The sequence below is a fragment of the Bacillus sp. 3G2 genome (assembly GCF_044324725.1).
Taxonomy (GTDB): domain Bacteria; phylum Bacillota; class Bacilli; order Bacillales; family Bacillaceae_G; genus Bacillus_A; species Bacillus_A mobilis.
Genome location: NZ_CP172246.1, coordinates 979,231 through 1,006,073 on the forward strand (window position 1 = coordinate 979,231; position 26,843 = coordinate 1,006,073).

Annotated in this window: 29 protein-coding genes, 2 pseudogenes and 1 riboswitch; of the genes and pseudogenes, 17 read left to right on the plus strand and 14 right to left on the minus strand. The window is 33.5% G+C overall.

Going from position 1 to position 26,843, the window contains the following annotated elements; translation table 11 throughout:
• Positions 1 to 169 precede the first annotated feature (169 nt).
• Positions 170 to 823 (plus strand): DUF2306 domain-containing protein, encoded by a 654-nt coding sequence (locus ACHZK0_RS04965; RefSeq protein WP_395761254.1) that lies wholly within the window; start codon positions 170 to 172, stop codon positions 821 to 823.
• A gap of 115 nt (positions 824 to 938) precedes the next feature.
• Here ACHZK0_RS04965 and dhaQ read toward each other — a convergent pair whose 3' ends face one another.
• The gene (gene dhaQ, locus ACHZK0_RS04970) at positions 939 to 1,937 is read right to left on the minus strand and encodes a DhaKLM operon coactivator DhaQ (RefSeq protein WP_395761255.1); all 999 of its coding nucleotides are present in this window, start codon (positions 1,935 to 1,937) and stop codon (positions 939 to 941) included.
• Between the two features lie 19 nt (positions 1,938 to 1,956).
• Entirely contained in the window at positions 1,957 to 2,523 is a 567-nt protein-coding gene (gene dhaS / locus ACHZK0_RS04975) for a dihydroxyacetone kinase transcriptional activator DhaS (protein ID WP_395761256.1), read from the minus strand.
• A gap of 178 nt (positions 2,524 to 2,701) precedes the next feature.
• Between dhaS and dhaK the strand changes: the two genes are divergently transcribed.
• Entirely contained in the window at positions 2,702 to 4,453 is a 1,752-nt protein-coding gene (gene dhaK / locus ACHZK0_RS04980; protein ID WP_395761257.1) for a dihydroxyacetone kinase subunit DhaK, read from the plus strand.
• 287 nt (positions 4,454 to 4,740) lie between these two features.
• Positions 4,741 to 5,004, plus strand: a pseudogene (locus tag ACHZK0_RS04985) (IS6 family transposase); the annotation flags it as partial.
• 65 nt (positions 5,005 to 5,069) lie between these two features.
• Here ACHZK0_RS04985 and ACHZK0_RS04990 read toward each other — a convergent pair.
• From ACHZK0_RS04990 to ACHZK0_RS05020, 7 genes are read right to left on the minus strand one after another with little or no spacing between them, the layout of a single operon-like run.
• The gene (locus ACHZK0_RS04990) at positions 5,070 to 5,795 is read right to left on the minus strand and encodes a hypothetical protein (protein ID WP_395761258.1); all 726 of its coding nucleotides are present in this window, start codon (positions 5,793 to 5,795) and stop codon (positions 5,070 to 5,072) included.
• Between the two features lie 15 nt (positions 5,796 to 5,810).
• Positions 5,811 to 6,920, minus strand: a complete 1,110-nt coding sequence (locus ACHZK0_RS04995; RefSeq protein WP_395761259.1) for a DUF58 domain-containing protein — start codon at positions 6,918 to 6,920, stop codon at positions 5,811 to 5,813.
• Complete coding sequence (locus ACHZK0_RS05000) at positions 6,920 to 7,849, minus strand: AAA family ATPase (RefSeq protein WP_395761260.1); 930 nt, start codon at positions 7,847 to 7,849, stop codon at positions 6,920 to 6,922. Before ACHZK0_RS05000 ends, ACHZK0_RS04995 begins: the two co-directional genes overlap by 1 nt.
• A gap of 18 nt (positions 7,850 to 7,867) precedes the next feature.
• Positions 7,868 to 8,401 carry a TlpA family protein disulfide reductase gene (locus ACHZK0_RS05005; RefSeq protein WP_395761261.1) on the minus strand — a complete coding sequence of 178 codons (534 nt, stop codon included), beginning with the start codon at positions 8,399 to 8,401 and terminating at the stop codon, positions 7,868 to 7,870.
• An 11-nt stretch (positions 8,402 to 8,412) separates the two neighbouring features.
• Entirely contained in the window at positions 8,413 to 8,544 is a 132-nt protein-coding gene (locus ACHZK0_RS05010; RefSeq protein WP_395761262.1) for a hypothetical protein, read from the minus strand.
• A gap of 3 nt (positions 8,545 to 8,547) precedes the next feature.
• Entirely contained in the window at positions 8,548 to 9,093 is a 546-nt protein-coding gene (locus ACHZK0_RS05015; RefSeq protein ID WP_395761263.1) for a MauE/DoxX family redox-associated membrane protein, read from the minus strand.
• A complete protein-coding gene (locus tag ACHZK0_RS05020) occupies positions 9,077 to 10,903 on the minus strand; it encodes an ABC transporter ATP-binding protein (RefSeq protein ID WP_395761264.1) in 1,827 nt (608 codons plus the stop codon). The genes ACHZK0_RS05015 and ACHZK0_RS05020 overlap by 17 nt, the downstream gene beginning before the upstream one ends.
• Positions 10,904 to 11,209: 306 nt before the next feature.
• Between ACHZK0_RS05020 and ACHZK0_RS05025 the strand changes: the two genes are divergently transcribed.
• The 5 genes from ACHZK0_RS05025 (at position 11,210) to ACHZK0_RS05045 (ending at position 14,965) form a co-directional block, all read left to right on the plus strand.
• Positions 11,210 to 11,392: a hypothetical protein gene (locus ACHZK0_RS05025; RefSeq protein ID WP_395761265.1), complete on the plus strand. Its 183-nt coding sequence runs from the start codon at positions 11,210 to 11,212 to the stop codon at positions 11,390 to 11,392.
• An 83-nt stretch (positions 11,393 to 11,475) separates the two neighbouring features.
• A complete protein-coding gene (locus ACHZK0_RS05030; RefSeq protein WP_395761266.1) occupies positions 11,476 to 12,024 on the plus strand; it encodes a peroxiredoxin family protein in 549 nt (182 codons plus the stop codon).
• 523 nt (positions 12,025 to 12,547) lie between these two features.
• On the plus strand, positions 12,548 to 12,829 hold the full coding sequence (locus ACHZK0_RS05035) for an LCI fold-containing protein (protein ID WP_097819041.1): 282 nt from the start codon (positions 12,548 to 12,550) through the stop codon (positions 12,827 to 12,829).
• Positions 12,830 to 13,721: 892 nt separating this feature from the next.
• On the plus strand, positions 13,722 to 14,831 hold the full coding sequence (locus tag ACHZK0_RS05040) for a RapH N-terminal domain-containing protein (RefSeq protein ID WP_016133804.1): 1,110 nt from the start codon (positions 13,722 to 13,724) through the stop codon (positions 14,829 to 14,831).
• Positions 14,828 to 14,965, plus strand: coding sequence for a Phr family secreted Rap phosphatase inhibitor (locus tag ACHZK0_RS05045; protein ID WP_000821340.1), 138 nt, complete (start codon positions 14,828 to 14,830; stop codon positions 14,963 to 14,965). Before ACHZK0_RS05040 ends, ACHZK0_RS05045 begins: the two co-directional genes overlap by 4 nt.
• A gap of 256 nt (positions 14,966 to 15,221) precedes the next feature.
• On the opposite strand, the gene ACHZK0_RS05050 is transcribed toward ACHZK0_RS05045, so the two are convergent.
• Positions 15,222 to 15,428 carry a hypothetical protein gene (locus tag ACHZK0_RS05050; RefSeq protein ID WP_016133805.1) on the minus strand — a complete coding sequence of 69 codons (207 nt, stop codon included), beginning with the start codon at positions 15,426 to 15,428 and terminating at the stop codon, positions 15,222 to 15,224.
• Between the two features lie 241 nt (positions 15,429 to 15,669).
• Positions 15,670 to 15,775, plus strand: a riboswitch (SAM riboswitch).
• An 82-nt stretch (positions 15,776 to 15,857) separates the two neighbouring features.
• On the opposite strand from ACHZK0_RS05050, the gene ACHZK0_RS05055 reads away from it, so the two are divergent.
• The 3 genes and pseudogenes from ACHZK0_RS05055 to ACHZK0_RS05065 form a co-directional block, all read left to right on the plus strand.
• Entirely contained in the window at positions 15,858 to 16,916 is a 1,059-nt protein-coding gene (locus ACHZK0_RS05055) for an LLM class flavin-dependent oxidoreductase (RefSeq protein WP_395761267.1), read from the plus strand.
• Positions 16,909 to 17,865 (plus strand): ATP-grasp domain-containing protein, encoded by a 957-nt coding sequence (locus ACHZK0_RS05060; RefSeq protein WP_395761268.1) that lies wholly within the window; start codon positions 16,909 to 16,911, stop codon positions 17,863 to 17,865. Before ACHZK0_RS05055 ends, ACHZK0_RS05060 begins: the two co-directional genes overlap by 8 nt.
• A gap of 61 nt (positions 17,866 to 17,926) precedes the next feature.
• Positions 17,927 to 18,217 (plus strand): annotated as a pseudogene (locus tag ACHZK0_RS05065) (DAK2 domain-containing protein); the annotation flags it as partial.
• 73 nt (positions 18,218 to 18,290) lie between these two features.
• Here ACHZK0_RS05065 and ACHZK0_RS05070 read toward each other — a convergent pair.
• A complete protein-coding gene (locus ACHZK0_RS05070) occupies positions 18,291 to 18,932 on the minus strand; it encodes an FMN-dependent NADH-azoreductase (protein ID WP_395761269.1) in 642 nt (213 codons plus the stop codon).
• 210 nt (positions 18,933 to 19,142) lie between these two features.
• Between ACHZK0_RS05070 and ACHZK0_RS05075 the strand changes: the two genes are divergently transcribed.
• Together ACHZK0_RS05075 and ACHZK0_RS05080 are read left to right on the plus strand one after the other, a co-directional pair.
• Positions 19,143 to 19,649 (plus strand): RrF2 family transcriptional regulator, encoded by a 507-nt coding sequence (locus ACHZK0_RS05075; RefSeq protein ID WP_395761270.1) that lies wholly within the window; start codon positions 19,143 to 19,145, stop codon positions 19,647 to 19,649.
• Between the two features lie 203 nt (positions 19,650 to 19,852).
• Positions 19,853 to 20,242, plus strand: coding sequence for a hypothetical protein (locus ACHZK0_RS05080; protein WP_071710693.1), 390 nt, complete (start codon positions 19,853 to 19,855; stop codon positions 20,240 to 20,242).
• 332 nt (positions 20,243 to 20,574) lie between these two features.
• Here ACHZK0_RS05080 and ACHZK0_RS05085 read toward each other — a convergent pair whose 3' ends face one another.
• Together ACHZK0_RS05085 and ACHZK0_RS05090 are read right to left on the minus strand one after the other, a co-directional pair.
• The gene (locus ACHZK0_RS05085) at positions 20,575 to 20,910 is read right to left on the minus strand and encodes a DUF3969 family protein (protein ID WP_048551436.1); all 336 of its coding nucleotides are present in this window, start codon (positions 20,908 to 20,910) and stop codon (positions 20,575 to 20,577) included.
• Between the two features lie 3 nt (positions 20,911 to 20,913).
• On the minus strand, positions 20,914 to 21,468 hold the full coding sequence (locus ACHZK0_RS05090) for a hypothetical protein (protein ID WP_048551433.1): 555 nt from the start codon (positions 21,466 to 21,468) through the stop codon (positions 20,914 to 20,916).
• A gap of 784 nt (positions 21,469 to 22,252) precedes the next feature.
• On the opposite strand from ACHZK0_RS05090, the gene ACHZK0_RS05095 reads away from it, so the two are divergent.
• On the plus strand, positions 22,253 to 23,989 hold the full coding sequence (locus ACHZK0_RS05095) for an S-layer homology domain-containing protein (RefSeq protein ID WP_395761271.1): 1,737 nt from the start codon (positions 22,253 to 22,255) through the stop codon (positions 23,987 to 23,989).
• Positions 23,990 to 24,245: 256 nt separating this feature from the next.
• Here the strand turns inward: ACHZK0_RS05095 and ACHZK0_RS05100 are convergent, their stop codons facing one another.
• Positions 24,246 to 24,671, minus strand: coding sequence for a hypothetical protein (locus ACHZK0_RS05100; protein WP_395761272.1), 426 nt, complete (start codon positions 24,669 to 24,671; stop codon positions 24,246 to 24,248).
• 424 nt (positions 24,672 to 25,095) lie between these two features.
• Between ACHZK0_RS05100 and ACHZK0_RS05105 the strand changes: the two genes are divergently transcribed.
• From ACHZK0_RS05105 to ACHZK0_RS05115, 3 genes are all read left to right on the plus strand, one after another.
• A complete protein-coding gene (locus ACHZK0_RS05105; RefSeq protein WP_262741513.1) occupies positions 25,096 to 25,725 on the plus strand; it encodes a hypothetical protein in 630 nt (209 codons plus the stop codon).
• 155 nt (positions 25,726 to 25,880) lie between these two features.
• Entirely contained in the window at positions 25,881 to 26,195 is a 315-nt protein-coding gene (locus tag ACHZK0_RS05110; RefSeq protein ID WP_049111630.1) for a PadR family transcriptional regulator, read from the plus strand.
• A gap of 13 nt (positions 26,196 to 26,208) precedes the next feature.
• Entirely contained in the window at positions 26,209 to 26,820 is a 612-nt protein-coding gene (locus tag ACHZK0_RS05115; protein ID WP_262741512.1) for a DUF2812 domain-containing protein, read from the plus strand.
• Positions 26,821 to 26,843 lie beyond the last annotated feature (23 nt).

The following is a 26,843-nucleotide window of genomic DNA, read 5'->3' on the forward strand; positions in this document are numbered from 1 at the left end:
TATAACATATATATATATAAATATATATGTGTTATATTGGAAATATTAATCTATTACATGTCCCTTTTTCGGGGTTCACTTCATTTCGCTAGAAGGCTTTTTTATTTTTTCCTAGAATGAACAGTAATGTATAATCTAATTCCTTCATGTAATAAGGAGGCAGTAAAATTTGAACAGGAAAATTTGGTTTGTATTTACTTTTTTTGCTCTTTTAGTAGCTGGCTATGTTGTTGTCCAATATTTTATTATGAATGGATTTCAAACAGGGCTTGTAAAAGCGAAGCTTATGTTTGGATCTAAATTAAGTGAGTTCTGGTATGTGATGCTATTTATACATATTACAACTAGTATTGTAGCATTAGTAATTGGTCCTTTTACATTATCCACTAGATTTAGAGAAAGGAATATCAACCGTCATCGAATAGTTGGGAGAATCTATCTGGTTGGTATATTATTAGGAGGCGTTTCTGGACTATATCTATCCTTTTATGCCACGGGAGGATTGGTAGCGAAGCTAGGTTTCGGTTTGTTATCCGTATTTTGGCTAACATCAGCATATCAAGCGTTACATAGAGTTAAGAATAAAAAAATTAAAGAACATCGGAATTGGATGATTAGAAATTATTCTTTAACCTTTGGAGCAGTTACATTAAGAATTTGGCTACCGTTGTTTATCGTTCTATTTGGAATAGAGCGGTTTGAACTTAGCTACGCTATTATTGCTTGGTTAGCGTGGGTACCCAATTTAATTGTTGCAGAATTATTCATAAGAAAAAGACTTAATAAAGGAAAATACGAAGGAAATGAGGATTTACATTTTTAATGTAAATTTGCTGTAATATTGAAGGGAGAATTCTTCAGTAATTGAATTTTTTTTAATAGGTGAATTACGTACAAAAATAGGATGGCCCATTGAAGTCATCCTATTTTTATTTATATTACCAACTAGCAGCTCCCGTACTTTCCTTCAACCACTTCACCCAATCCAAATCCTCCACCTTAAGCAAACTGAGCGAAACACCTTTCATATCTAAAGAAGTTAGCAGTGTACCAACTTTTACGAATGTAATCTGTAACCCTTCCAGCTCACATAAACGGCGAATGTCATTTGCGAAAATGTATTGTTCCATTAGTGGCGTTGTGCCTAATCCGTTAATGAGAATGGCGAAGTTGTCGCCTTTTCTCCAGCGATAGATGCTTTTTAGTTTGTTCATTAGTTCGATCGCTAATATTTCAGAAGAGGATAGTGCTTCTTTACGGTAGCCTTTTTCGCCGTGGATACCGACCCCATAAAATACTTCATCGTCGTTTAGTGTGAATGAAGCTTTTCCTTTCACCGGATCGTTTGCAGGTGAAAGGGCGACTCCTAATGTGTGTAAGTTTTCGGTGATAGAACGGCCAAGTGTTGCTAGTTCATTTAAAGAGTGACCTGCAAGAGCGGCCGCACCAAGTATTTTTTGAACGAAAACAGTACCAGCGACGCCGCGTCTTCTTTTATTAAAAGAAGCATCATCTTCAATTGAAACGTCGTCATTTACGATGATGTGGTCAATTTTTCTACCTTCTTCTTTCGCGATGTGTTCTGCTGCTAGAAAATTCGCTACGTCATCTTTAAAGTTTTTAATGATGAATAGAATGCTCTTATCTTTTGGCATGAGGCGAGTTGCCACCAAAATTTGTTCCACTGTAGGCGGAGTGAAAATACTTCCGTTTACTGCCGCCGTAAGCATACCTTTTCCTACATACCCAATATCAGCAGGCTCATGTCCGCTACCACCGCCACTTATAATAACAACGTTTTGCTTCAGTTTCTCGATATCTTTTACATAAATGATGTTATTTGTTTCGTCGTAATTTACTTTGTCGTTATGTTCAAAATAAAAGCCATGCATCATATCTTGAACAACATGTTGTACATCATTCATAATCTTTTTCATTGCTTTTGCCACCCTTTAATTACTTTGCAGATTGCTCCAGTAATAGTAGTAATTGATTGTTTATCATATTTTTCATGAGAGAAGACATAATGGACGAATCTACTTCGCATTTGCTTTCAATCCAATCTTTTATCGTTCCAACGAAGCCGTGACTATAAAAGGAGGCAATCGTATTTTTTGTCTCATCAGAAAGGCTGAATCCACAGCTCACAGATAATTCATCAATAATTTTCATATATAAGTTTTTCGTATGCTCAAATAAATAGTGATTAAACGAGTTTTGCTCAATGACTTTAAAAGCATTTCGGTAAAATTTTTGATTTTCATAAAAGTAATCAAATAATAAATCGAAAATGTTTTCCCACGTTTCATAGTCGAGAAAGTCGATAATGTTTTCTTTCGTTTCTTCTCTATAAATCCAGCTTAATAGTTCAAATTTATCTTTAAAATGATAATAAAAAGTTTGCCTACGCATTTGACAGTGTAACATAATATCGCTCACTGATATTTTATGAAACGACTCTGTTTCCATTAAATGTTTCAATGAGTTCGCGATTATCTTTTTAGAAATTATAGAAGAGGTCATCTGAATCATCCCTAGAATGTTAGTAATATGAAAATCCTATCTATAAATGAGAGCGGTGTCTTTAGACAGATTGTCCATTTTGTCCGTTTACTATAAAACGCTTTCATTTTAACATGAGTAGTAAGAAGAAGATTTCAAATATATCACAATATATTAAAGGAATTGAGGGAGAATCACAATGAAAAAGATTATAAACAAACCAGAAACATTAGTAATGGAAATGTGCAACGGAATGGTTATGGCTCACCCAGAGCTTGAGCTTTTGAAAAAATATAAAGTCATTAAGAAGAAAGAAATGAACGAAAATAAAGTAACGTTAATTAGTGGCGGCGGTAGTGGTCATGAGCCAGCGCATGCAGGACTAGTTGGAAAAGGAATGTTAGATGCAGCAGTGTGCGGAGATGTGTTTGCTTCGCCTTCACAAATTCAGGTGTATCAAGCAATTAAAGAAACAGCTAGTAAAAAAGGTACGTTATTAATTATTAAAAATTATAGCGGCGATATTATGAATTTCAAAAACGGAGCGCATTTAGCGACGGAAGATGGAATTGAAGTCGACTACGTAAAAGTGGACGATGATATTGCGGTAGAAGATAGTTTGTATACAGTAGGACGCCGCGGCGTTGCGGGCGTTATTCTCGTTCATAAAATTGCCGGCGCAGCAGCGGAAGCAGGTATGGATTTAGGAGCGGTGAAAGCTGTAGCGGAAAAAGCAGCTGCTAACGTGCGCACAATCGGTTTAGCGTTAACGTCTTGTACAGTTCCAGCGAGCGGATCACCTACTTTCACACTTGCGGAAGATGAAATGGAATACGGCGTAGGTATTCACGGCGAGCCAGGAATTAAGCGTGAAAAAATGTTGTCAGCAGATGAACTAGCGAACCGTATGACAAATGATTTAATGAAAGATTTAGGGGTAAAAGATGGCGAAGAAATTGCGCTTCTAGTTAACGGTTTTGGCGGAACACCACTGCAAGAACTTTACTTATTTAACAACGCAGTGACGCGAGAACTAGCTGCTAGAAACATTACAATTAATAGAGTGTTCGTTGGCAACTATATGACGAGTATCGATATGGCTGGTATGTCTTTAACAGTAATGAAATTAGATGATGAGCTAAAAACATTACTATCGAAAGAGTGTAATACACCAGCGTTTAAAGTAGATGGACCAGTTGAAAGTGTGGAGTACGTGAATGTACTTGAAGAGACAGAAGAGAAGGAAGTTTCCTTTGAAATAGAAACAGCAGAAGAGCATGCTGTTATTAAAGATAATGTTATTACATTAAACAACATGATCTATCTCGTCGATAAAATGAGCGACGTTATTATTAAAAATGAAGTACCGTTCTGTGAGTTAGATACGCATGCAGGTGACGGCGACTTCGGAATGAGTGTGGCAAAAGGATTTAAGCAATTAAAACGTGAGTGGCATTCTATTGTAGATCAAGAAAACGTAACGATCGGATCATTCCTTGACGGTTGTTCGATGATTATTATGGAACATTGCGGCGGCGCATCTGGTCCAATTTGGGGCGGCGCATTCCGCGCAGCTAGTAAAGCAGCAGGCGAAAAACGTGAGCTAACAGTGAAAGAATTCGCTGAAATGTTACAAGCAGCACTGCAAGGCATCCAATCTATCGGTGAAAGATCGTTCGGTAGAGGAGCGGTAGTTGGTGACAAAACATTAGTTGACGCACTTGCTCCATGTGTAGACTCTTGGTTAGCTAGCGCTTCAAACGAAGAAGATATGAAAACTGCCTTTGAAAAGGGTGCAGAAGCAGCCGTTAAAGGAGCAGAGTATACGAAAGAAATCGTAGCTCGTATGGGCCGCGCCGGTACAGTTGGCGAAAGAAGCTTAGGCTATCCAGATGCAGGTGCACATGCACTTGGAGTTATCTTTACGGAGATTGCGGGTAGTTTGAAATAGGAATTAGAAGATCCCCTCTGCCTTGTGGTGGAGGGGATTTTTTAGGTGATTGATATGTAATTTCGCTAGATGTTCTCTCTTGAAAGATATGTATGTCTATAAATACTGGAGTAATAGTTTTAAAAGAAGCAACGTGAGTCCATATAAATATGGAATTTAGGTTGTTTAATTGTATTTTTGGAAAAGCTGATTAATCGACAGAAAGCACTTCAAAATTATGGTTGGACTGCTTTATGGAGTACTTTGAGTGGGATAAAGAGATTATCCCAAAAGGTGTACCTTTTGAAATGAAAAAAGAAAAAAGCATACCTGATGGTATGCAACTTAGACAACAAAAGTACTTGAATAACATAGTAGAATAAAATCATCGTTTTATAACGAAGTGATGATTTTGTTCTATGCTAGGGATTAAATGTTTTGACACAACTACATCCATTCTTCCTAGAGTAGAAGCCATGTATATGATTAAAGAAGAACAGCTTAATTTACGGGACCGGTTTGTCCAAAATCAGAAAGAATTCATCTATCTATTGTTTGGACTTGCAGCATAAGATACGATTCTGTTAGGAATCTATGCATTTTATTCTCTTTTATTTTTGTACCAGAACCGATTTTATTACTCAGTTTTCGTGTTTTCTTGTATCCACTTCAAGGTTTTTTGTAAGTCAAGTTCTGTAGAGGTATTATTTCCATAACGAATAGACTCATAAATAGGAATAATATCTCTTGTTCTACAAATTCTATATAACCATTGTTGTATAGACTCGTGGGAACGTCTTTTTTCATGGGATGGAAGAGTTTGTTCCCATTCTATCAACTTTATACGTACAGAATCAGTGGGAAGTTGATATATAGGCTCATTACTGAATTTTTCATTTTTGTTATTAACTATTGTTACACTTTTAACATTTTGTTGTTTTTCTGCTAGAATCACTTTTTTATAGATTTTTTTTCTTAAGAATCTATAAAAAATAAAAACAATAATTCCGATACAAATGAGATAAAAGCTTATAATAATCCATTGGTTTTTAAGTAAATTAAGGATGGGAGTGAGTAAACTTTTTTTTTCTTCTATAATTACTTTCTTATTAGATTTAGTTGTTCCAAAATACCCACGTTCTTCTTTTCCGGTAAGTACAACAGGGCCCTCCGTTATTTCAAAATCATCCGTTTCTTTTGGTAAATACTTTTGAGAGTCTTCCTTAAAATAATGGTCTTTTATTATTTTTTGTAGGGATGTTACACCATTGGATAAAGTTATGGCACTAATCGAGAAAAGAAGGATGATTAAAATCCTAGCAATCCATAAATGAATCTGTATATGCTTTTTTTTATTGAACATGACACAAACTCCTTCTTAATCTTTAATTACAATCCATTTATTGATTTGATTATTTACTCTCGGAGAAGTACCAATAATCAAAGGGACAGCATCCAATTCCTTACGACGAAAACCAGCTGTATAAAAGTAAGAAGAGGATACAGGTGTATCTTCTTCTGTAATAGAGGCAAGTATTTTTAGTGTGTTTTGTAAATGTCCCCTGCTATTTCCTGATTTAATATGTTGCAATCCAGTATCCTTTATGCTGTTTATCCACAATTCAAATGAACAATCTTGTAATAAAAGTTGTTTGCATATACCGGCAGTTACCTCGATGAGTTCTTCTGTATCATTTCGTATAGATAATCCACTCTTGTTTACTAAATTTAGATAGAGTGCATATTTATCGGATTGTGATCGTTCATGTTTTTTTGCAGTTATGATTCCTGTTTTTGCAGTTGCGCTCCAATGTATCGAGCGAAAATCTTCATTTTCATAATTTTTCACGCCTACTACTTTGGTTTCATCGTACAAAGGTGAAGACATCGCTTTCCGAAATCCACGCGACCATTCTTGTAATTCAGGTATTTGTATATTAGGTACAGTAGGGAAAATCAAGTAAGTAGGTGTATCAATTTGACTATATGTTAGATGACTCATAATGAGGCCAAATGGATCGGAAATTACTATCTCAACTTCTTCCCATTTCCCGATACCTCTTTTCAATGCTATGTTTTGTAAATCAAATGTTCTAATCGCTTCTCCCTTCATATTGAATTTCATATAGTAATTTGAACCTGTACTATGGTTTTTATTTAGCGCGTCATGATTCCAAGTTAATCGATTATCGCATTTAAATCGAAATACGATATTAAAAATAGGTAATATTGATTTGTTTGAAATTTTAACTGAACAATTATTTATTTCTCCTATAAAAGTATTGGGAGTACCTTGAACATACTCCCAATGTACCTGAGATACTTTACGTATATAAACATGAACAAATAGTACTAAAAATAAATATAAAAATAAAATGGATAAAATTAAAAGATTACTTGAGAATATACAAAATATAAGAGTTGCAACTGACACGATTCCTATTAATAATGGTTCAGCTAATGAACTGTAAATAAGTGTTCGATTCATTAGGTGTTCTCCACAGGAACATGAAGGTTTAGGAGAATTTCATTTATAAGTTCCTCTTTTGTAGTTTTCATTTCTCCTTCAATAGTCAATGTTAATCGATGAGCACATACCGATTTTGTAAGTGCCTGTAAATCATCAGGAATACAAAAATCTCTTTCTTTTAATATTGCACGAGCCTGAGCAGCTCTCATCAATGCTAGGGTCCCCCGTGGACTCACGCCGATTTCGATAAGTTCGTGTTTACGCGTTGCCTCAACAATTTCAAGAAGATAATCTTGAACGTCATTCTCTATCAGAACTTCTCTCGCTTGTTGCTGGAGAGATAAGATTTCTTCGCTTGAAATGATGGAATGAAGGTTTTCTAAAGGATCGTTTCTTTGGAAACGCTGCATCATTTCTTTTTCAGCTTCTCTAGTAGGATACCCCTGACGTATAGTTAGTAAAAAACGATCTAATTGGGCATCTGGCAACGGGAATGTACCTGCTGATTCAAGTGGATTTTGCGTTGCAATGACCAAAAAAGGATTAGGTAAAGTATAGGTGTGTTTTGCAATAGTAACGGTACGTTCTTCCATAACTTCCAATAATGAAGATTGTGTTCTAGGAACAGCACGATTAATTTCATCGACTAATACAATATTTGCAAATATTGGTCCTAATCTCGTTTTAAATTCTGATTCTTTGACATCGAAATATTCTAATCCAATCACATCACCGGGTAATGTATCCGCGGTAAATTGGATCCGTTGAAATTTGGCATCAATACTTTTAGCTAAACTTTTGGCTAAAGTTGTTTTTCCAGTCCCAGGTACGTCTTCTAATAGAATATGTCCCTTGGCTATAAGGGCAATGGCTGCTAATTCAATCGACCCATCTTTCCCTATAATTACCTTCGAAATGTTTGTGAGTAATTTTTGCAGTGTACTCATACATTGACCACCTACCTATTATCCTATTTTTTGTTTTACTAGGTCTGCCCAAGTTTCTAATTTTAAAGTATCCGTTATATATCCACGACTATTAACTATAATAGCTTGCGGAGCAGATCTTATATTATATAATTGAAAAATATCAGTAGAGACAGCAAAAGACAAACTATGTTTATTGAATCGCGAATGGTATTCCTTTTCTAATTCTTTATTGCTTATAAATATAATTTTGGTACTTTCAAGTGTATATGTAGAGCTAATGGAATTAACAAATCTTTTACATGTTGGACATTCTGATGAAATAAAAATTAATACTGTAGTGTTTTTTGAGTTTGGCCCAATTCTTAATTCTTGTTTAAATTGGTCTTTTATCTTGAAAGGTGGTGCAGCTTGTCCGATTTGCAGTTCTTTTTTAAAATGCACATGAGGCGAAGTTGCAATCACCCCTGCAAAAAATTTTACCTGCCTAGTCAATTTGACTAAAAATACTCCTTGGATTATTGCTAAGATTGATAATAAAACTAACGACATAAAAACTATTGAATTGTCCATAATATACCCCCTTATTTATCATTAAGAGTCTGAATTGCTTTTACAAAGTCGTTCAAACTTTTAATGATGTACAACATAAAACCCGCCTCAGCTATAATAACAACCCATAAGATGATAAAACCTACCATAATAAATGTATTCATACATTATTCCCCCTTTGTTATGATGTTTTTAATATTTATTGTGAGACTAAATAAGTATTTTATAGTCAAATATATAATGATTCCAGAAATTAAATACAAATGAAGAAATAGATATTGTTTATTGAAGAGAAAGCTAAATGTTTCGTAATCAAATTGCAACCATATGGCAATTAGGATAAGTATCATTATTACATTTCGGAATACTAACTTATTGGATATTTTCGCATCACCGACAACGCCTCCACATCCACAATCAATATTTGTTCTTCCTCTAAAAAGATTAATTGTTATAGCTAAAGTATATATTAGTAATAAAAAAATAGAGAATATTAAGTTTATTTTAAGTGCAAATCCAATTAATAAGCATATCCCTATTATCAATTCTATTATGCTATCAAATCTTGCAAATAACCTACTTGTGGATTCAGGAACAATATTATAAGCATGTACAGTTGCATAATGCTGTTCGAATTTCGAAAATTTCGATAAACTGGAAGTAACAAAAATATAACCAAAAATAAAGCAAATAGTATTAATAATTAGGCTCATAAATCTTCTCCTTTAATGTGTTTTCTTTAAAATCTTGATATTTCTCTTTTTGTGCATTATATAGATCATAGTATTCTCCGTGTAGATTCAACAACTCATTATGAGTTCCTATTTCTACTATTTCTCCTCCCTTCATCACTATAATGCGGTCAGCTAAGTGGCATGCATACATTCTATGAGAAATAAATATCGCCATTTTTTCATTGGCAATCTCCCTGAACTTTTCGAACAATCTAGCTTCAGTGCTAGGGTCTAGTGCAGATGTTGGTTCGTCTAAAATCAGTATTGGTGATTTTTTGACCAATGCTCGTGCTAAAGCAACTCTCTGCCATTGCCCTCCGGATAAATCTGTGCTATTCCCAAACAGTCTTCCCAATTGAGTTTGATAGTTATTTGGTAGTTTCGAAATAAAATCATGTGATTCTGCATTTTTAGAAGAAGAAATTACATCTTCTTCTGAATACTCACAGGAACCTATTGAAATGTTTTCTTTAGCGGTTAATTCATATTTAACAAAATCCTGGAATATAACAGCTATATTGTTATATAAACTTTTCTTTTCTATGCGATTTTTATCTATCTCGTCATAAAAAATCGTATTATTCGGAACTTCAAAAAGTCCGATTAAACATTTAATAAGAGTAGATTTCCCAGAACCATTTTCTCCTACAATTACTATCTTTTCATTTGGATTAATATCAAAATTAATATTTTTAATCACCATTTTTGGTGTTCCAGGATATGAAAAAGACAGATTTTTCACTTGTATTCCTTTTTGTAATACTCTTGGAAGTATCTGTGCTTTATTTGACATGTTTATTTCTTGTTCGTCTTCGTAGGCGAGTAATTCGTACAAGTCAGTTATAAATAAGTTTTGTTTATAGATTTCTGCTATTAAGGTAGCTATGGAATTTATTGAGACTTGTGCCGTTTGTACTGCGCCATTAATTGAGACAAAATCACCAATTTTTATAGTCCTCCTGAAAATGAGAAATAGCAACATAATAACTGTACCCATACTAATTATGTGATTAATAGTATTGTATAAAATTAATATGTTCTGCTGTTTGTTAGCTTGATTTAAGATATCTTTATTGTTTGATTTTAATGATTTAGACCATCTTTGAATTAAGTACTCATATGTTTGATTTAGTCGCAACTCACGATTTGCTTGGCGATTTATTAATAAAGAAAAGATATAACTTTGTTCTCGTGCTTTTGGAGTTTGGAATTTCATCAAAAAATAACTTTGTTCCCCAAATTTCTTTTGTATAATAAACATCGGGATTGCTGAGATTATACTTAGTACAAGAAATAACCAATGAAATTGTGCCAAAAACAATAGTGTAGATACTAACGTAATACTATTTCTTATAATTTCAATAATTTTTAGCATAGGATCTAAAAATTTATGTCCTATTTCACCCTGAACTCTTTGTAGATGATCATAAAATTTATTATCTTCAAAGTACTGATATTTCACTTTTAACATTTTTTCTGCAAGTATCTTCTTTAGTTGATAGTCCATTTTTTGCTCTAATTTTATTTCTATCGTCACCTTAAATTTGTCTAAAATAGTTGAGATGAAATTAATTAATAATTGTAGAACTAAATATATGCTCACTTGGGTTATCGCTTTTTCATTAAACGTGAGCAAATGTTGAATTGTATTCAGTAATTTCTGAGTAAGTATTAAAGTTAATAGAGGTATAATCCCTTGAAATATGTTTATTAATATATTGAGTATCAATTCTGTTTTAGCTGTAGTCCATACGAGCTTACTAGATTCTATATAATATCTAAATTTCATATTCCACCACCCTTTACTGAATTTTAAGAAAATTGAATAAATTATGTTTATTTACAAATTATAACATGTTATAATTTGTAAATAAACAACGAAAGGGGGGAAAATATGTTATATGGTGCAATTTTATGTGATTGCGTGAGATCAAGTTGTGTTACTGATTCTAGATGTACTGTAGGTGGAAAACCACATCCATACGTAGGAACATTTAGAGATTATACTTATGATTGTAAATCGGGCACTGAGTGTGGGTACAGAGGAGAATCTTTTGTTTGCGGATGTACCAAGACAAAATAAGGGGGAAATAATATGTTATATGGTGCAATTTTATGTGATTGTGTGAGATCTTATTGTGGTGCGGATACTAGATGTGGTACAGGTGGAAATCCACATCCATATGTAGGGACAACTCAAAAGTATTCTTATGATTGTAAATCGGGCACTGAGTGCGGATTCCTAGGATCTGGTACTAAGTGTGGATGTAATAGATAAAACTAAGTGGATGGATTAGTCTATAGACTAATCCATCCACTTAATTGATTTTTCTCTTATGTTTATTTATTGGAGGAATGTATATGAGTGTATTTATATTGTTTATTTTAATTCTAGTGATTTATGTATGCATATATAAGTCACTAGCGAAAATCCATTCTAACTTGCATAAAATGATGATTTCAAATCAAAGTATTAGTAATTCTCGTGGTTTGCCTATTAATTCAATCGCTCCAAATTTCAGTTTGGAATCTATAACTGGACATATAGTAAACTTAGAAGATTTATGTGATAAACCGGTTATACTTTTGATTTCTGCTGATGGTTGTGAAGCTTGTTCACTAGACGTTGTTGAATTCACCGAAGAAGCTAAAAGATATGAAGATAAATATAATTTTGTTTTAATTATTGCGACTCCGGATCCTACTACATTGAATACAATTGCTCTTGAAGAACGAGAAAATTTGAAAGTATTATTAGCTACAATGGACTTTATAAAAGCATATAATATCACTATGTTCCCGACATTTCTATTTCTTGATGAAAGAGGTACCGTTCTTGGATTACCCTTTATGGTAAATCAATTTGGGAGATATTATAAACTTCTCAATAATTCCACAATAACAGCGTAATTCCCCCAACATTTTTATAAAATGCTAGATAAAAACTGACTAAAATGTATTTAATCAAAACAGGTTACAAGTAAAGATATATATCTTTACTTGTAACCTGTTTTGTGTACCTTATCCCATAACAATAGTGCCTCCTTTAGATAAGAGGGGAAAACTAGGGTTCATTCCATGGATTTTAACGGGTTCACTTTACCTTATGTTTTAAAGAATGAATTGAGCAGGCCCTTTTGAAAATAAAGAAAAGACGCCATTAGGCGCCTTCCTGTTAGGTAGATAAGACTTTAGTTTTCCAATCTAAAGAAATTTTGTATCAGCTCTTTGTGAGTATATCATAATATCCGATTGATTTATTATGCATTGTTACATAATTTTCTAACTCCCTCTATCTTCTATTTGATAAAATAAAATTCCAATATTACCAAAATTTAAATAAATATTTCTACATATTCAAGATATTTACATAAATTACAAAGGTGATACATTTAAGTTGTAAGCTATAAAAACTATTAAAGGGGGATTTATTATGTTCAAGAAATTAGTAGTAGGAGCATTAGCAACTGGTATTGCATTAACAGGAGGAATTGGGGCAGCTTCAGCTGATACGCAAAAAGATGTGAGCTCTCCGAAGCAAGCAACATGCTCAATTCCTTATGAGTATTCTAATGGTAAATTCAAAAGAACTCTTTATTACTCAAATGGAGTATATGCTAATAGTTTTAATGAAAATGTTTGTGGTGGAACGATTACGTGGTATTTAAAACATGTTCAAAATGGAGTTGCTTTTTACGAAGGTAATTTAAAATAGTAGATTTTTTGAACCTCATTTATTGAGGTTCTTTTATTTTTAGTTTTTAAACTGATTCTCCATAAAAAAGGACACCTAAAGGTGCCTTTCTCCGACTTGAACCACGCTCATTTAATATAAATCTATCCGTATTATCCCTTTGTTATACATGTAAACACATCCTATAAAACAGAATCGTCTATATACACCAGATTGTTAGTTTACAAAATACAAGAGATTTAAGATCGGTATTAGAGTGACGCCACACCTTCTGCAATGATTGATATGTTACGCCTTTCAAAAGAATCTGCTTTATAGAATGTATCCACAATTTATATTTTACTACATGTAATATTTATTTTGTGTAATTATTATAACTATGTATAATTGCATAAAGTTTATAAAAAAATGAGAGCATAATTTGGTATTGTGTAACAAAGATAAGACCCACCTACGGAAATAGGTGGGTCTTATCTTTATTGCTATCTCATTGCACAAAAGGGAATTTGTATCAAAATAATAGTATATTCTTAAAGTTCTTATATTGAGAAATAAAGAAAAGACACCCAAAGGTGCCTTTCTCTGACTTGAACCATCCTAATTTTAATAATATGTATTGAACTCCTATTCAAATCTTTTTTTACATGTTAAGTAATATCGATCATCGAGAAAAAAGAAAAGGGGCTTTCTTATGAAAGGATAGACTTTCATATTTCATCATTACCAATAATGAAGTGTTATTTTATATATAGAAACGAATAAGGGATAGAAAAAGTTATAAGTTTAAAGAGTTGAAATGGTGAAAATGTATTGAGAAATTTTTTTGAGGCAATAATATTCAGAAAATTAAATGTTTTATAGGTTTATTTTTGTTATTATGTTAGTAATCTATAGACAAAGGAGCAGGGGCTATATGAGTGTACACGTAATAAAAAAGGAAGAAATCACTTTACTTTTACATGATTGGTATCGAGAAATTCGTTCACAGAATTTCGTTAAGGCAAAGGAATTAAAACAAAGTATTGATACAAAAATTAATAGTATGGAAGAAGATCAAAAGAATACAGAGTTTTATTCACTTTTAGATTTTAGATTTAAAATGTTAAGTGCAGAGTTTTATCCCCATCAATCTGACATATCTAAGAATGATCTAAGAAAAATGAAGTTAGATGAAGTGCCATCAGATGAATCTTTATTATATTATTACCATTTCTTTAAGGCTTCTCATGCTACGGTAAACGGTGATTTTAAAGTGGCTGAAAAGCATTATGGAATAGCAGAATCTTTGTTGGAAAATATTCAGGATCCAATTGAAAAAGCAGAATTTAACTTTAAGCTATCCAGCTATTATTATCATGTTTGCCAGCCTATTTTAGTCATTCAATATGCAACTAGAGCAAGAAATATATTTGAAGGTCTGTACGGGTATAGTAGGAAGGTCGCAGCGTGTGACAATGTTCTGGGTTTAGCATGTGTAAAGCTAAATGAATTTGAACAGGCAGAAGTTTATTTTATGTCGTCTCTGGATATTTTGAAAAAGCAGAATGAAGAGGAGCTAATGTTACGAGTTCGACATAGCTTAGGGGTTATGTATGCAGAGCAAAACCTATCTGATTTAGCACTTCGTTATTTATCAGAAGTATCACAAAAAATCCCGAATCACTTTAGAGCGATTTTTTTGGAAGCTAGAGAGAATTTAAAGTTAGGGAAAACAAAGCTTGCAGCCTCTTTAATTGAAAAAGGTTTAGTAATCTGTAATGAACTAGAACAAAAAGAATATGAACATCATTTTACCATTCTAAAGGGAATGAATGAGAATGTTTCCGCTGAAGAATTAGAGTTAGCTATTTCTAAAGGAATTTCTTTCTTTAATGAAGTAGGTTTATGGCAATATGTCCAGGAATATGCTGAAAAATTAGCGGTTAAATATCATAAAGAAGGAAATTCAATAAAATCTAGTGAATACTTCTATTTAGGATATAAAGAAAAAGAAAAAGGTTTTCAGAAAGGGGCTTTAAAATGAAAAGAATCATAAGCAGTTCAATTGGATTAATAATTACGGTCATACTATTAAATGGAGTAAATGCTCCAACAGACCAATCAAAGGTTAATACAACAAACGTTATACAATATACGCATGGAGAGCCATGGGGCTGATGGAATATTGAAGTATAAAGAGTTATTAGATCAAAGTGAAGAAAAAGTAATTATTAGGTATATAGATGAAACGCTCAAATGAGCGTTTTTTTTTATTTTATAATCAGCTGATTTATTTTCATGTGTACCGCAGTAAAAACTTATTCCTGACTAAAAAAAAGAGCCTCCACCGGAATGGTATTTGTATTAACTACAACCACATCTACCAAGAAAATTAGGGTTTTTTCCACATGAAGGACATCTTGATTCTAGTATTTTATTCTTCAAATATCTCCGGCTTCTCCACTCTAAATGATTTCACTTCACCACATTCTAAACAAAATGTAGTTAATAGTTTGGAACGTTTCCCCACAGAAAAGAGCCTACTAGAATCATCTTCACAAACATATGCATGATAAGCAAATCCAACTCTTCCTTCTTTAAATGTAGTAGAACCACAATTCTCGCATCGTATATTTTTCATGCTACTAACACCTCTTTTGCTGTGTTTTTAAGATAGAAGTAAAGCAATTTGGTTATACATGATATTTTCGACATGATACAACATACCCCTTTATATATCCGCAAGTAAAACAACATAATACCCTTATAAAACTCTATAACAATATGTTTTTATATATATCATTTAATGTTTATCGGAAAAATAAGTATTAAAGGATTGAATTTTATTATTCTGATGATTATAATAAATGAAAATCAAACAATTCTTATGTTGAGAAGTGGAGGGACGGGCCCTATGAAACTTCGGCAACCTCGTTTTAGACGAAAGGTGCCAAATCCTGCAGGTGAAAAACACCTGAAAGATAAGAGCGGTTCACTTAGTCAAGAAGGCTACTCTTATTTCGATAAGAGTAGCTTTTTTTATGGCTAAAAGGTAAAGGGGGAATAGGTAGTGGAGTATGGTTTTTGGTTACCGATTTTTGGGGGATGGCTTCGAAATGTAGATGATGAATCTATGCCGCCTACGTTTGAGTATGCAAAACAAACAGCGCAAGCGGCAGAGCAATTAGGTTTTTCAACAACACTTATTGCAGAATTAAACTTAAATGATATAAAAGGTGTTTCAGCACCAAGTTTAGAAGCGTGGACAACTGCGGCAGCACTTGCAGCAGTAACGGATAAATTAGAGATTATGACAGCTGTAAGACCTGGCTTCCACAATCCAGCAGTTACAGCGAAAATGGCAGCGAATATCGATCAATTAAGTAATGGTCGTTTTACTTTGAATGTAGTTTCGGCATGGTGGGAAGCAGAAGCGAGACAGTACGGCGGGGTATTTACCGCACATGATGAAAGGTATGATCGCACAGAGGAATTTGTAACTATTTTGAAAGAACTTTGGAAAGAAGAAGAGTTTTCTTATAAAGGGAACTTTTATGAGCTTCATCATACACATTTAAGTCCAAAGCCTGTGCAGAAACAGGGCATTAAGATTTATGCAGGTGGTGAGAGTGAGAGAGGAAAAGAGGTCATTGTAAATCACGCGGATGCATATGTCATGCACGGCGGAACAGTGGAAGAAGTATCACTGAAAATAGAAGATATGAAGAATCGTAGAAAGAAAGTTACAGAGGAGCCATTGCAGTCATTCGGGCTTGCGGCTTACGTCATTTGTCGTGATACAGAAGAAGAGGCAGTAGAGGAATGGAGACGCATAACGGATGTGAAAGACGATGCGTTAGGTTACGCGGGTTACCAAGACTTTATTAGTAAATCGCATTTGGAACAGCAAGTGAAGCTCAATGATTATTCCGTATCTAATCGTGGATTACGTCCTAATTTAATTGGAACACCAGAACAAATTGCAGAAAGGATACTCGCTTTTGAAAAAGTGGGTGTTACTTTATTACTTTTACAATTTTCGCCACAGCTTGAAGAGATGAAACGATTTTCTGAAAAAGTGATGCCATTAGTTGAAGCAAAAAGAAAGGAATTGATTACAAATGAGTAAAATTTACATATTACATGAGAATAAGGAATGGACGGATCATTTAGTGAAAAGGTTGGAAGAACTGGAGTTACCGTATGAGGAATGGTTTTTAAATGAAGGAACACTTTCATTAGAACAAGAACCTCCAAAAGGTGTTTTTTATAGCCGCATGAGTGCTTCTTCACATACGAGAGGGCATCGATATGCACCTGAATTAACTGAAGGGGTTCTTGCTTGGTTAGAGGGATATGGGCGCACAGTATTTAATGGGTCTCGTGCATTACGTCTTGAAGTAAGTAAATTGAATCAATATGCAGCATTAAGAAATTTTGGTATACAAGTGCCGAAAACAATTGGTGCTGTTGGACGTGATCATATAGTAAAGGCAGCAAGGGAGTTAGGGGAAGTACCGTTCATTACAAAGCATAATCGTGCAGGGAAAGGCCTTGGCGTTCAACTATTTCATTCCATTGATGCTTTAGAGCAATATTTGGATAGTCCGGCGTTTGAAGAACCTATTGATGGAATTACTTTAATCCAGCAATATATTGAAGCACCAGAGCCATATATTACACGTTGTGAGTTTGTAGGTGGTCAGTTTGTATATGCAGTTCAAGTAGATACATCAGAAGGATTCGAGCTTTGTCCAGCAGATGCATGTTCGATTCAAGATGCTTTCTGCCCAGTAGGAGAAGAGAGTAAGACAGAAGCGCCAACAAAATTTGAAATTATATCAGACTTCCAAGAGCCAATTATTGAACAATACAAAGAGTTTTTAAAAGAAAATGAAATTACCGTTGCGGGTATTGAATTTATTCGCAGTTCGGATGGAACAATTTATACGTATGATATTAATACAAATACAAACTATAATTCTGACGCAGAGTCTGTAGCAAATCAATTTGGTATGCTTGAGCTTGCTACATTCCTTGGAAGAGAATTAGAGAAACAAGTAGAGTCAGTTAAATAGTGTTGATTAAAAAATAAGGTTCTGGTGCAAATATAGAAAAAAAGAAGAGATAGCAGATTTTATAGGTGAAAGATCATTCGGTAGAGGAGCAGTAGTTGGTGATAAAACGCTTGTTGATGCACTTGCTCCATGTGTAGACTCTTGGTTAGCTAGCGCTTCAAACGAAGAAGATATGAAAACTGCCTTTGAAAAGGGTGCAGAAGCAGCGGTTAAAGGCGCAGAGTACACGAAAGAAATCGTAGCTCGCATGGGCCGCGCCGGTACAGTTGGTGAAAGAAGCTTAGGCTATCCAGATGCAGGTGCACATGCGCTTGGGGTTATCTTTACGGAGATTGCGGGTAGTTTGAAGTAGGAATTAGAAAACCCCTCTGCCTTGTGGTGGAGGGGATCTTTATTTATAAACATCATTTTTCCAGTGGGGAAATTTATTTGCTAGCCAATCTAGAAGCCGCCTCTTCAACTTCTTTATACGCATTTTGTAATACTTCAGTTGGATCTAGTACTGCTGTTCCTTGTGCACGAACGATTTGATAATCTTCAATACCAAGGAAATTAAACATTGCTTTTAAATATTTATGAGAGTATTCCACTTCTGTATACCAATCATCATTTGTATAGATTCCTCCACTTGCTTGTATAACAAGCATTCTTCTTCCATCTTTAAGTAGTCCCACTGATCCAGCTTCAGTATATTTAAATGTTTCACGGGCAATCATGATATTGTCCATGTAATCTTTTAACTTTGATGGAATATTAAAATTATGCAAAGGTAATACGATAACATACGTATTTGCACTTTTAAATTGTTGTAAAATTTCGGACATACGCTCTGTTACTTTTTGTTCTTCACCAGTTAACTCTTGTTCATTTCCTTGCTTTTCCCATGCGCTTAAAACAGTTTTATCTATCATTGGCACTACATCATCGTATAAATTAATCTGTTCAATCGTTTCATTATTAGGAATTAATTCTTTATAAGATACTAAAAAGTGGTTAAAAACCTTAATGCTGACTGATGATGTATCATCCACTTTCGGATGTGCGTTTATGATAAGTGTTTTGTTCATTTGTATTTCCCCTTTTTAAAAATTTTTACGTTTTAATTAAAGACCAATTTAATCGACGATTAACTTTGTCTTTAATATAAGCTCTGAAATTATTTTTGTCAAATGAAATACATACTACTTTAAAAGAGCCTTTTTTTATTTGACTAAAATTCTAAATGGTCCTAAGATACAATTTGATAACCCTTAAAATAAAAAGCAGGTGATTTGTATATGCAATATAGTGTTGGGGTTGAATATGCCTTGCATTGCCTAGTTTATTTAATTAATACTCCTTCTAAGGAAAGTGTTGGAATAAAAGATTTGGCAGAGTTTCAAGGACTTTCTGAAACATTTCTTTCAAAAGTTTTCGGTAAATTATCTAAAGCTGACATTGTGAATTCTGTCCCAGGTGTAAAGGGAGGATACAGATTAGCTAAGTCTCCAGAAGATATCTCTTTTTGGGATGTAATAGAAGCTGTCGAAGGTCCAAAACCTATTTTTCAATGTAAAAATATTGTACAGAATGGTCTATTATATCGAGACGAGGATTGTAATTCTTGTGAACCTAGCAATTCTTTTTGTACAATTAACTTAGTAATGCTTGAAGCAGAAGAACACATGCGTGAGTTTCTGCGTAAAAAGACTCTTGCATGGTTAGATAAAGAACTTGATATTGTTTTACCTGAAAAGACAAGGGTAGATACGCGTGAATACTTCAAACAAAAAAACTCTAACTAAATCGCCATGACGAGTTAGTTAGAGTTTTTTTGTTTTTTAACAATATCAATCAACTTTTATTTGTCTAGTTTAAAGTCTATTTCCATTGCCAATTCGATTTCTTCACATTTGTACCACATATTAGTAATTTGTCCCTATCAAAATGAACGTTTTTTGCATCTAATATATTGTAAATATATTTTATTTTGAAAGGATGTGATTATATGGCTCATAAATCTACTGGAGTGTTTCGAGTTCCAGTTTCTGAAAATGGGATTATTCCAACTGCTCTCAACATTATGTTAAACAATGATTCACGCTGCCATACTAGTAATGTAACGGTAACTGTTAAGAGAAGTAGAAACACTTTTTTCCCGGTTCAAAATGAATTAGTTGAAATCTCTCGTACTTTTGTTTCTTTAGAACCAAACAGAACAACTAAGATTGTGTTGTTTACTCCAGAATTCCAAATAGAAGATTTCCTTGATGTCATCATTAGTGGAAATAAAGATGATGTTAAGGATGTTCTTGTATATTCTTTCTTAGCAGATTCAGTAGGTCACAATCTGCCATCTACTGTTTTCAGAAATGCAGAATACACTTTTGTTTGCTGAAGCACTTGGAGTTATCTTTATGGAGATTGCGGGTAGTTTGAAGTAGAAATGAGAAAATCCCTTCTATCTTAAGGTAGAAGGGATTTTCGGTTCTGGTGCAAAAAATATAACACTTGTGCAATGAATCTGTAAATCTTGGATATACTATTACTCTACAAAAGGGTGTGTGATCAGTATGTTCAAAATCAAAAACAATTCATTCATTAATTATTTGGGTTAACAGTGTAAAGAAAGATTCCGGTAGGATTTCTCATTGTTTTTTTGAATGTATCCTTTATTTGCACCAGAACCAAAAAAGACATGGAAAACAATTGTTTTCCATGTCTTTTAAATTATCTTAATGCCTTATCTAAAATTTTAAATTCTTGCTTTTCCTGCAATAATTTCAATACCAACTGTTTTATCTCTAACAAAGTATCTTTTAATTCATTAGGCATCAAACTATAAATATCTTCTAGCTCAGTTCCTAAATAAATAACATGAAGTACTTCCTCAGAAACTTTTTTTGATCTTAATAAATCTATTGTATAGGGAGTAAATATTATTTTCTCCGCTTCTTCAATCGTTATCAACTGTTCTTCTAATGCATTTAGAACACCCAATATATTTATTAATATCATTTTCTCAAACTGTTGAATATCTTTCGATTCTACACGTAAATCATACATGTATTATTTTACACTCCATCCACTTTTAACTTTTACATCAAACACTTTACCTGATTTACTTTGGAAATAGTGAATTGAAATCTTTTTACCATTTTTGTCATAACCATCTTTATATACTTTTTTCCAAGTTCCTGATTCAATTTGTCTCAATTCACTTAATAATTTTGTATTGTTTACATTTACATTTTTTGTTCCATTTTGCACAGCTTTAAATCCTGATGGATATTTAGGAGCATACTTAATAGCTTTATAGACTATTCTAGAAACCCTAATTCCAGCTACAACAATCCAAACCACAACAGGCGCTGCATAATATACTCTCAAATGAGGTTCTTCTACAGAATCATCCACATAATCCGGCATATTATCTCCAGCAAACTCATCAATCGTTACATCTTCAAAACCAACGTCATACAAAAACTCGTCCTCTGTTAACAATCGTTCAGAGTTCAGATCATCACTTTCAGTATTCGCAAAAGCTGAATACCCAGGACTAACTGCTGTTAATAGCATAGAGAACGATAATACTACAGCCAACTTCTTGAAAAATTTGTTCAAAGAAAAACACCCTTTCACCTTTATTATGTACTCATTCACTATCACATAGATAAAAATCCAAATAAATAGAAAAAGTGTTTTTTTAAGCTAATTTTAAAATTTATCAACCTAATTGTAAACTTTGTTAATAAATGTAAGGTGTTGCATTTATTGTACATTTTATTCGGTTCTGGTGCAAAAAATATAACACTTGTGCAATGAATCTGTAAATCTTGGACATACTGATACTATTACTCTACAAAAGGGTGTGTGATCAGTCTGTTCAAAATCAAAAACAATTCATTCATCAATTATTTGGATTAACAGCATAAAGAACGATTCCGGTAGAATCCTCATTGTTTTTTGGAATGTATCCTTTATTTGCACCAGAACCTTTAATCCGAATAGTGGTTTTCGTTTGAATGGGTTGTCCTATGAATTTAAGTTGTTACTGCATTTTTAAAATTTATAAAAGAACTGATAAACCTCTATAAAAAGTATTTAAAGTAGTAACAAATAGGTACAATAATTCCAACTATAGAAAATACAATGCTTCCTAGATTAAACGCAGAAAGTTTTGCACGATGAACTTGGGCTGTTTGTATGTTGTATTTCTCTTTTATTTATATATTCCCAAGTAAAACAACATAATATCACTATGAATTCCTATAACAATATGAGTTTTTGCATATTTCAAAACTTAATATATCCTTCAAAAAGTTTTAATAGTATAATATGTTTTGTCATATTCTTTTAGATTTTTCGACAAAAAACATAAATAGAGAACGAATTGGGAGAAGGAATTATGTACACAAAACTATTAAAATCAATTACATCATTAACACTTATTGGTGGTGCTTTATTGTCTACAAATGGCAGTGATGTGAGAGCTGCTGAGGCGGGTATTTTTTCTGATGTGCCTACATCGCATTGGTCGTATCCGGCGATTAAAGATTTAGCGAGTACAAATATTATTTCTGGTTATGGAAATGGGATATTTGGTTTTGGAGATGTTGCAACGAGGGAGCAAGTTGCAGCTTTAATTTATCGTGCGCTGGTACCAAATAAGCAAGGTGGTACGTTTAGTAATGATGGTGCTCGTTACGTATTACAAGATGGATCAACTTTAAACAATCCGTATCGAGATATTCGCTCAGGTGCAACATTGTTTCCTGAAGAGGTTTTAACGTTAACGAAATTAGGGATTTTTAAAGGTGATGCAAACGGAGGTTTTAGGCCGAAAGATTTTGTTAGCCGTGCAGAAATGGCGCAAATTATTAAAAATGCTTTTCAAGTTTCGGCTAAGCAAAAGCATACATTTAATGATGTTCCGAATGGTTTTTGGGCAGAAGGGGCGATTAGTGCAGTGCAGTCAAACGGGATTGCATCTGGTACAGGCGACGGGAAATTTGAACCTGCTAAAACGGTAACGCGTGAACAGTATGCACAGTTTTTATATAATGCTTTGCAATATAAACAGCCTGAAGTTGCGGTGCAAGATACAGGAGATGCGGCATTATTAACAGCATTCAAAGATGAGGTGCAAAAGCGTATTAATGCGTATGAGACGAATATTACAATTTCGTATAAAACGAAAAATAGTAATACAAAAGAAGTGATGAATACACTTTTTAATGCCTATAAAGAAGTGGCAAGTAAAAATGAGTATACGAATTATAATAGATCGAATGTTTCATATGGACTTTCTGGATCACCTGGAAATTATACGTTTACGTTAAAGATTACATACCGTGAAACGAAAGAACAAACGGAATATGTAATGAAGCAAGCGAAGGCAATCGTTTCTTCGATTACGCAAGTTGGAATGGATGATCACGAAAAAGTGAAGGCGATTCATGATTATGTCGTAAAACACGTTTCTTATGATACGTCTTATAAAGCTTACACAGCATATGAAGCACTTGTAAATCGCTCTGCGGTTTGCCAAGGTTATGCACTATTAACCTATCAATTATTAAAAGAAGCTGGAATTGAGAATCATTTTGTAGTAGGAACTGGAGACGGTCAGCCTCATGCTTGGAATTTAGTGAAAATCGAAAACAAATGGTATCACCTTGATACAACATTCGACGATCCTGTGCCAGATGAACAAGGCCGCGTAACGTATTCTTATTTCAACTTATCTGATGAGCAAATTGCAAGAAATCATGAATGGAACCGCGGGGACTATCCGCAAGCTACAACAAATTATTATAGTACATTAACAAATAAAATTAAGGCAGGTGGTACGAAAATCCCTGCATATCAGCAAATCTTAAAAGATACAAAGTTAAATTATTTAGGAAATGAATACATTGCAAATAACTATAATGAATTCAAAAATAAAATGCAGCAGCGTTATAACGAAAAGTTACCAAAGATTGAAATTCTTTATAAACAATCAATGGATGGTGCATTGCAAGATGTGAAAAAAGTAATTGGAGAAATCGGTTATCCGCAAGGGGCAAACCGTGTTTCTTATAAAGCTGAGCCGTATAATGCGAAAGAAGGATATTCTTTAGTGACGATTACGTTTATGTAGTGAGAATGAGAAAAAGCATCTGTTTCAGATGCTTTTTTTAATTGCTGAAACAGAGATTGAACAAATTATATAATTTATAGTAAACAAACAATTATGTGCATAAGAAAAAGTTCTGTATTCAAAGACCATTAAAAAATCTTCTTAGTTTAAAAAGTGAAAACGTCCTCGATAAAATCGAAGAGGCTTTCACTTTTTTCATGTAGTTATCTTGAAAGAATCGTAAAATTAATCAAAGTTGAGCATGTTCGTAAATTCATCACCTAAGGAGACAGCGGGAATATAGCTTTCCTGTAGTTTTTGGGACTATTGATTTAGTAGGAACAGGATCATTGCTGGGATAAGTTGGTGGTGCAAATTGTTGCTTTTTATCTTTTTCTTTCATAGGTGGTTTCTCAAATGATGGATTTAATTTGATGGAGTTGTCTGGTGTTTTTGTTTTATCTTTAGGTATGGCGTGTTTGAGGTCCTCTTCTGTATAAAGGCCTCCTGATTCTTCATATAATGAATCTTTACTTTGAATATAGTTTTCGGGTTTGGAAGGTTCATCGGGATTCATTATTGTTACTGGAGTTTCTGGATCTTCTGCTGCCATTGCTTGTTGCGATGATAGTGATGAAAAGAATATAGAAAATAGGATAGTAGAAAAGATACATACATTCTTAGGGATAAAAGATGTAATCATAATTTTCTGCTACTAAAAATATAGACAAATATACAATCTGTTGCACCCTAAGCATATTTTTATCTATATTTGCTCTTTTGTTAGTAACAGATTATTCACCTCGCTTTTTTATATTTTCAAATTTACGTGATAAAGAGCGTTGTTCACGTTTGCTTATGTTTTCACTTACTGTTGTTACCTCCTTATATTTGATGAAATCATTATATCACTAATTTAATGAAAATGAGAATCGATATCATTTATGGGATACGCTTGCAAATTTACGGAAATAAACAGAGCTATTTTCAATATTTGTTTAGAGTGTTTTTATGAAAAATAGAAAAGGACCTATCCTATATTGTTTTAATTCGACATAATGCAACAAAAGAACATGCTAGCATCTGTTATGATGACCTTGGTAATTTTACATTTTGGAGGATTAATAATGAACAAAAAGAAGATTGTTGCTGCGTTAATAGGAATTATAGTGTTACTTGTAATTATTAATGCAGTTATTACGAAGGGAAAAACGACATCAACTAGTGAAAAAATGTACACTGAGAAAGAATACAATACATTAGTAGATGAGCATTTTGAAGAAATGCAAAAGTTAAAAAGTGATAAGAGTGTATTAGAAACTGAAAATAAATCTCTTGATGCACAAGTTAAGAGGTTAAAAGATGAATTAACGAAAAAAGAGCAACCAGTAGTGCAACAGCCAGTTCAACAAGAACAACCGAAGCAACAACCAGCTCCACAGCCGGAAACGAAAGAAGAGCCTAAACAAGAACAGCCTACAGGCGCATTCGCAAATCCTGTGAAAAGTATAAATAAAACAGATGCAATGAACAAAGTGAAAGAAAAAGCGAAGCAAGACTTTCAAGATGATTATATGACGCAAAACTTTGTTGCGGATGAACAATCAAAAGCATTTGATTTCTTAAACGGAGTAGAGATCAAATCACAAGAAGAATTGAACGTGATGAAGAAAGCGTTGGGAGATTTTCCTAACGATTTTATGACCGCAAAGTTTGTTTATGAAGAGCAAATGAAAGCGAAGAATAAGCAAGGGTAATACAAAAACGCTATCTTTTTAAAAAGGTAGCGTTTTTGTTATGGGTTATAAAATTATTTCTGAATTTGACATATACAGTCTAACTGTATAAAATCAAACTATACAGTTTAACTATATAGTTTAGCTATATAGTTATCGTTACATTGGAGGTCTTTATGAATAGAGATAAAAATTTACCATTAACGGAAACAACGTATTATGTTCTTTTAGCGTTATTAGAGCCAGCCCATGGATATTTAATTATGCAAAAGGTGGAGGAACTGAGTAATCATCAAGTGAAAATCGCAGCGGGTACATTGTATGGTGCGGTTGAAAATTTATTAAAACAAGGATTAATAGAATCGGTAAAAAGTGAAGATAAACGAAGAAAAGTGTATGCCATTACGGAACGCGGGAAAGAAGTATTGCACTTAGACTTTATGAGAATGCAGCACATTATTGAGGTTACAAAGAGTTTATTACACGTATAGTTAGGGGGAAACGATGATGTGGAGATTGAAATTCTTTTTAGACTTTGAGAAAGAGGAAAAATGGTTAGAAGAGATGGCTTGGAAAGGCTATCAACTAGAAAGCACTACATTTGGTTATACATTTAGATATACAGAGCCGGAAGATGCGACGATTAGAATAGACCATAGAGTATTTAGTAGAAAAAGTGAATTTATGAATTACTGCACGTTATTTGAAGATAGTGGCTGGGAGCATATAGCTGGTAATCGGTGGTCAGGTACGTACTATTTTAAAAAGATAAATGAAGAAAGTGAAGATGACATTTTCTCAGATCAAATGTCACGAGCGGGGAAGTATAAACGTCTATCTAAAACATTTTTAGAATTAGCTATGTGCTCTATTCCGATATTAATCCTATTTATGTTTAATGACACGATTCATTTAGGAGCACTTGCAAATCCGAAAGAACTATATTTTACGCCAGGACTATGGGATAAGCAAGGTGTATCATTTCTATGGTCATTCTTATTTGAAACACCATTAGCATTGATGAGAGGCTTTGCATGGTTGTTTATCCCTACTGCAATTGTTATGTATTTAGTTTGTTCGTATAAAGCAAATCGATTGTATGAAGAGAGAAGATGATAGGATGAATCCCCTTAAAGCTG

What these genes read in the sequence shown, in the direction of transcription:
- dhaQ (WP_395761255.1), bottom strand. Translation starts at nt 1,937, where the DNA reads ATGAAAAAGATTATGAATGATGTACAACATGTTGTTCAAGATATGATG.
- dhaS (WP_395761256.1), bottom strand. Translation starts at nt 2,523, where the DNA reads ATGACCTCTTCTATAATTTCTAAAAAGATAATCGCGAACTCATTGAAA.
- dhaK (WP_395761257.1), top strand. Translation starts at nt 2,702, where the DNA reads ATGAAAAAGATTATAAACAAACCAGAAACATTAGTAATGGAAATGTGC.
- ACHZK0_RS04990 (WP_395761258.1), bottom strand. Translation starts at nt 5,795, where the DNA reads ATGTTCAATAAAAAAAAGCATATACAGATTCATTTATGGATTGCTAGG.
- ACHZK0_RS04995 (WP_395761259.1), bottom strand. Translation starts at nt 6,920, where the DNA reads ATGAATCGAACACTTATTTACAGTTCATTAGCTGAACCATTATTAATA.
- ACHZK0_RS05000 (WP_395761260.1), bottom strand. Translation starts at nt 7,849, where the DNA reads ATGAGTACACTGCAAAAATTACTCACAAACATTTCGAAGGTAATTATA.
- ACHZK0_RS05005 (WP_395761261.1), bottom strand. Translation starts at nt 8,401, where the DNA reads ATGGACAATTCAATAGTTTTTATGTCGTTAGTTTTATTATCAATCTTA.
- ACHZK0_RS05010 (WP_395761262.1), bottom strand. Translation starts at nt 8,544, where the DNA reads ATGAATACATTTATTATGGTAGGTTTTATCATCTTATGGGTTGTTATT.
- ACHZK0_RS05015 (WP_395761263.1), bottom strand. Translation starts at nt 9,093, where the DNA reads ATGAGCCTAATTATTAATACTATTTGCTTTATTTTTGGTTATATTTTT.
- ACHZK0_RS05020 (WP_395761264.1), bottom strand. Translation starts at nt 10,903, where the DNA reads ATGAAATTTAGATATTATATAGAATCTAGTAAGCTCGTATGGACTACA.
- ACHZK0_RS05025 (WP_395761265.1), top strand. Translation starts at nt 11,210, where the DNA reads ATGTTATATGGTGCAATTTTATGTGATTGTGTGAGATCTTATTGTGGT.
- ACHZK0_RS05030 (WP_395761266.1), top strand. Translation starts at nt 11,476, where the DNA reads ATGAGTGTATTTATATTGTTTATTTTAATTCTAGTGATTTATGTATGC.
- ACHZK0_RS05035 (WP_097819041.1), top strand. Translation starts at nt 12,548, where the DNA reads ATGTTCAAGAAATTAGTAGTAGGAGCATTAGCAACTGGTATTGCATTA.
- ACHZK0_RS05040 (WP_016133804.1), top strand. Translation starts at nt 13,722, where the DNA reads ATGAGTGTACACGTAATAAAAAAGGAAGAAATCACTTTACTTTTACAT.
- ACHZK0_RS05045 (WP_000821340.1), top strand. Translation starts at nt 14,828, where the DNA reads ATGAAAAGAATCATAAGCAGTTCAATTGGATTAATAATTACGGTCATA.
- ACHZK0_RS05050 (WP_016133805.1), bottom strand. Translation starts at nt 15,428, where the DNA reads ATGAAAAATATACGATGCGAGAATTGTGGTTCTACTACATTTAAAGAA.
- ACHZK0_RS05060 (WP_395761268.1), top strand. Translation starts at nt 16,909, where the DNA reads ATGAGTAAAATTTACATATTACATGAGAATAAGGAATGGACGGATCAT.
- ACHZK0_RS05070 (WP_395761269.1), bottom strand. Translation starts at nt 18,932, where the DNA reads ATGAACAAAACACTTATCATAAACGCACATCCGAAAGTGGATGATACA.
- ACHZK0_RS05075 (WP_395761270.1), top strand. Translation starts at nt 19,143, where the DNA reads ATGCAATATAGTGTTGGGGTTGAATATGCCTTGCATTGCCTAGTTTAT.
- ACHZK0_RS05080 (WP_071710693.1), top strand. Translation starts at nt 19,853, where the DNA reads ATGGCTCATAAATCTACTGGAGTGTTTCGAGTTCCAGTTTCTGAAAAT.
- ACHZK0_RS05085 (WP_048551436.1), bottom strand. Translation starts at nt 20,910, where the DNA reads ATGTATGATTTACGTGTAGAATCGAAAGATATTCAACAGTTTGAGAAA.
- ACHZK0_RS05095 (WP_395761271.1), top strand. Translation starts at nt 22,253, where the DNA reads ATGTACACAAAACTATTAAAATCAATTACATCATTAACACTTATTGGT.
- ACHZK0_RS05100 (WP_395761272.1), bottom strand. Translation starts at nt 24,671, where the DNA reads ATGATTACATCTTTTATCCCTAAGAATGTATGTATCTTTTCTACTATC.
- ACHZK0_RS05105 (WP_262741513.1), top strand. Translation starts at nt 25,096, where the DNA reads ATGAACAAAAAGAAGATTGTTGCTGCGTTAATAGGAATTATAGTGTTA.
- ACHZK0_RS05110 (WP_049111630.1), top strand. Translation starts at nt 25,881, where the DNA reads ATGAATAGAGATAAAAATTTACCATTAACGGAAACAACGTATTATGTT.
- ACHZK0_RS05115 (WP_262741512.1), top strand. Translation starts at nt 26,209, where the DNA reads ATGATGTGGAGATTGAAATTCTTTTTAGACTTTGAGAAAGAGGAAAAA.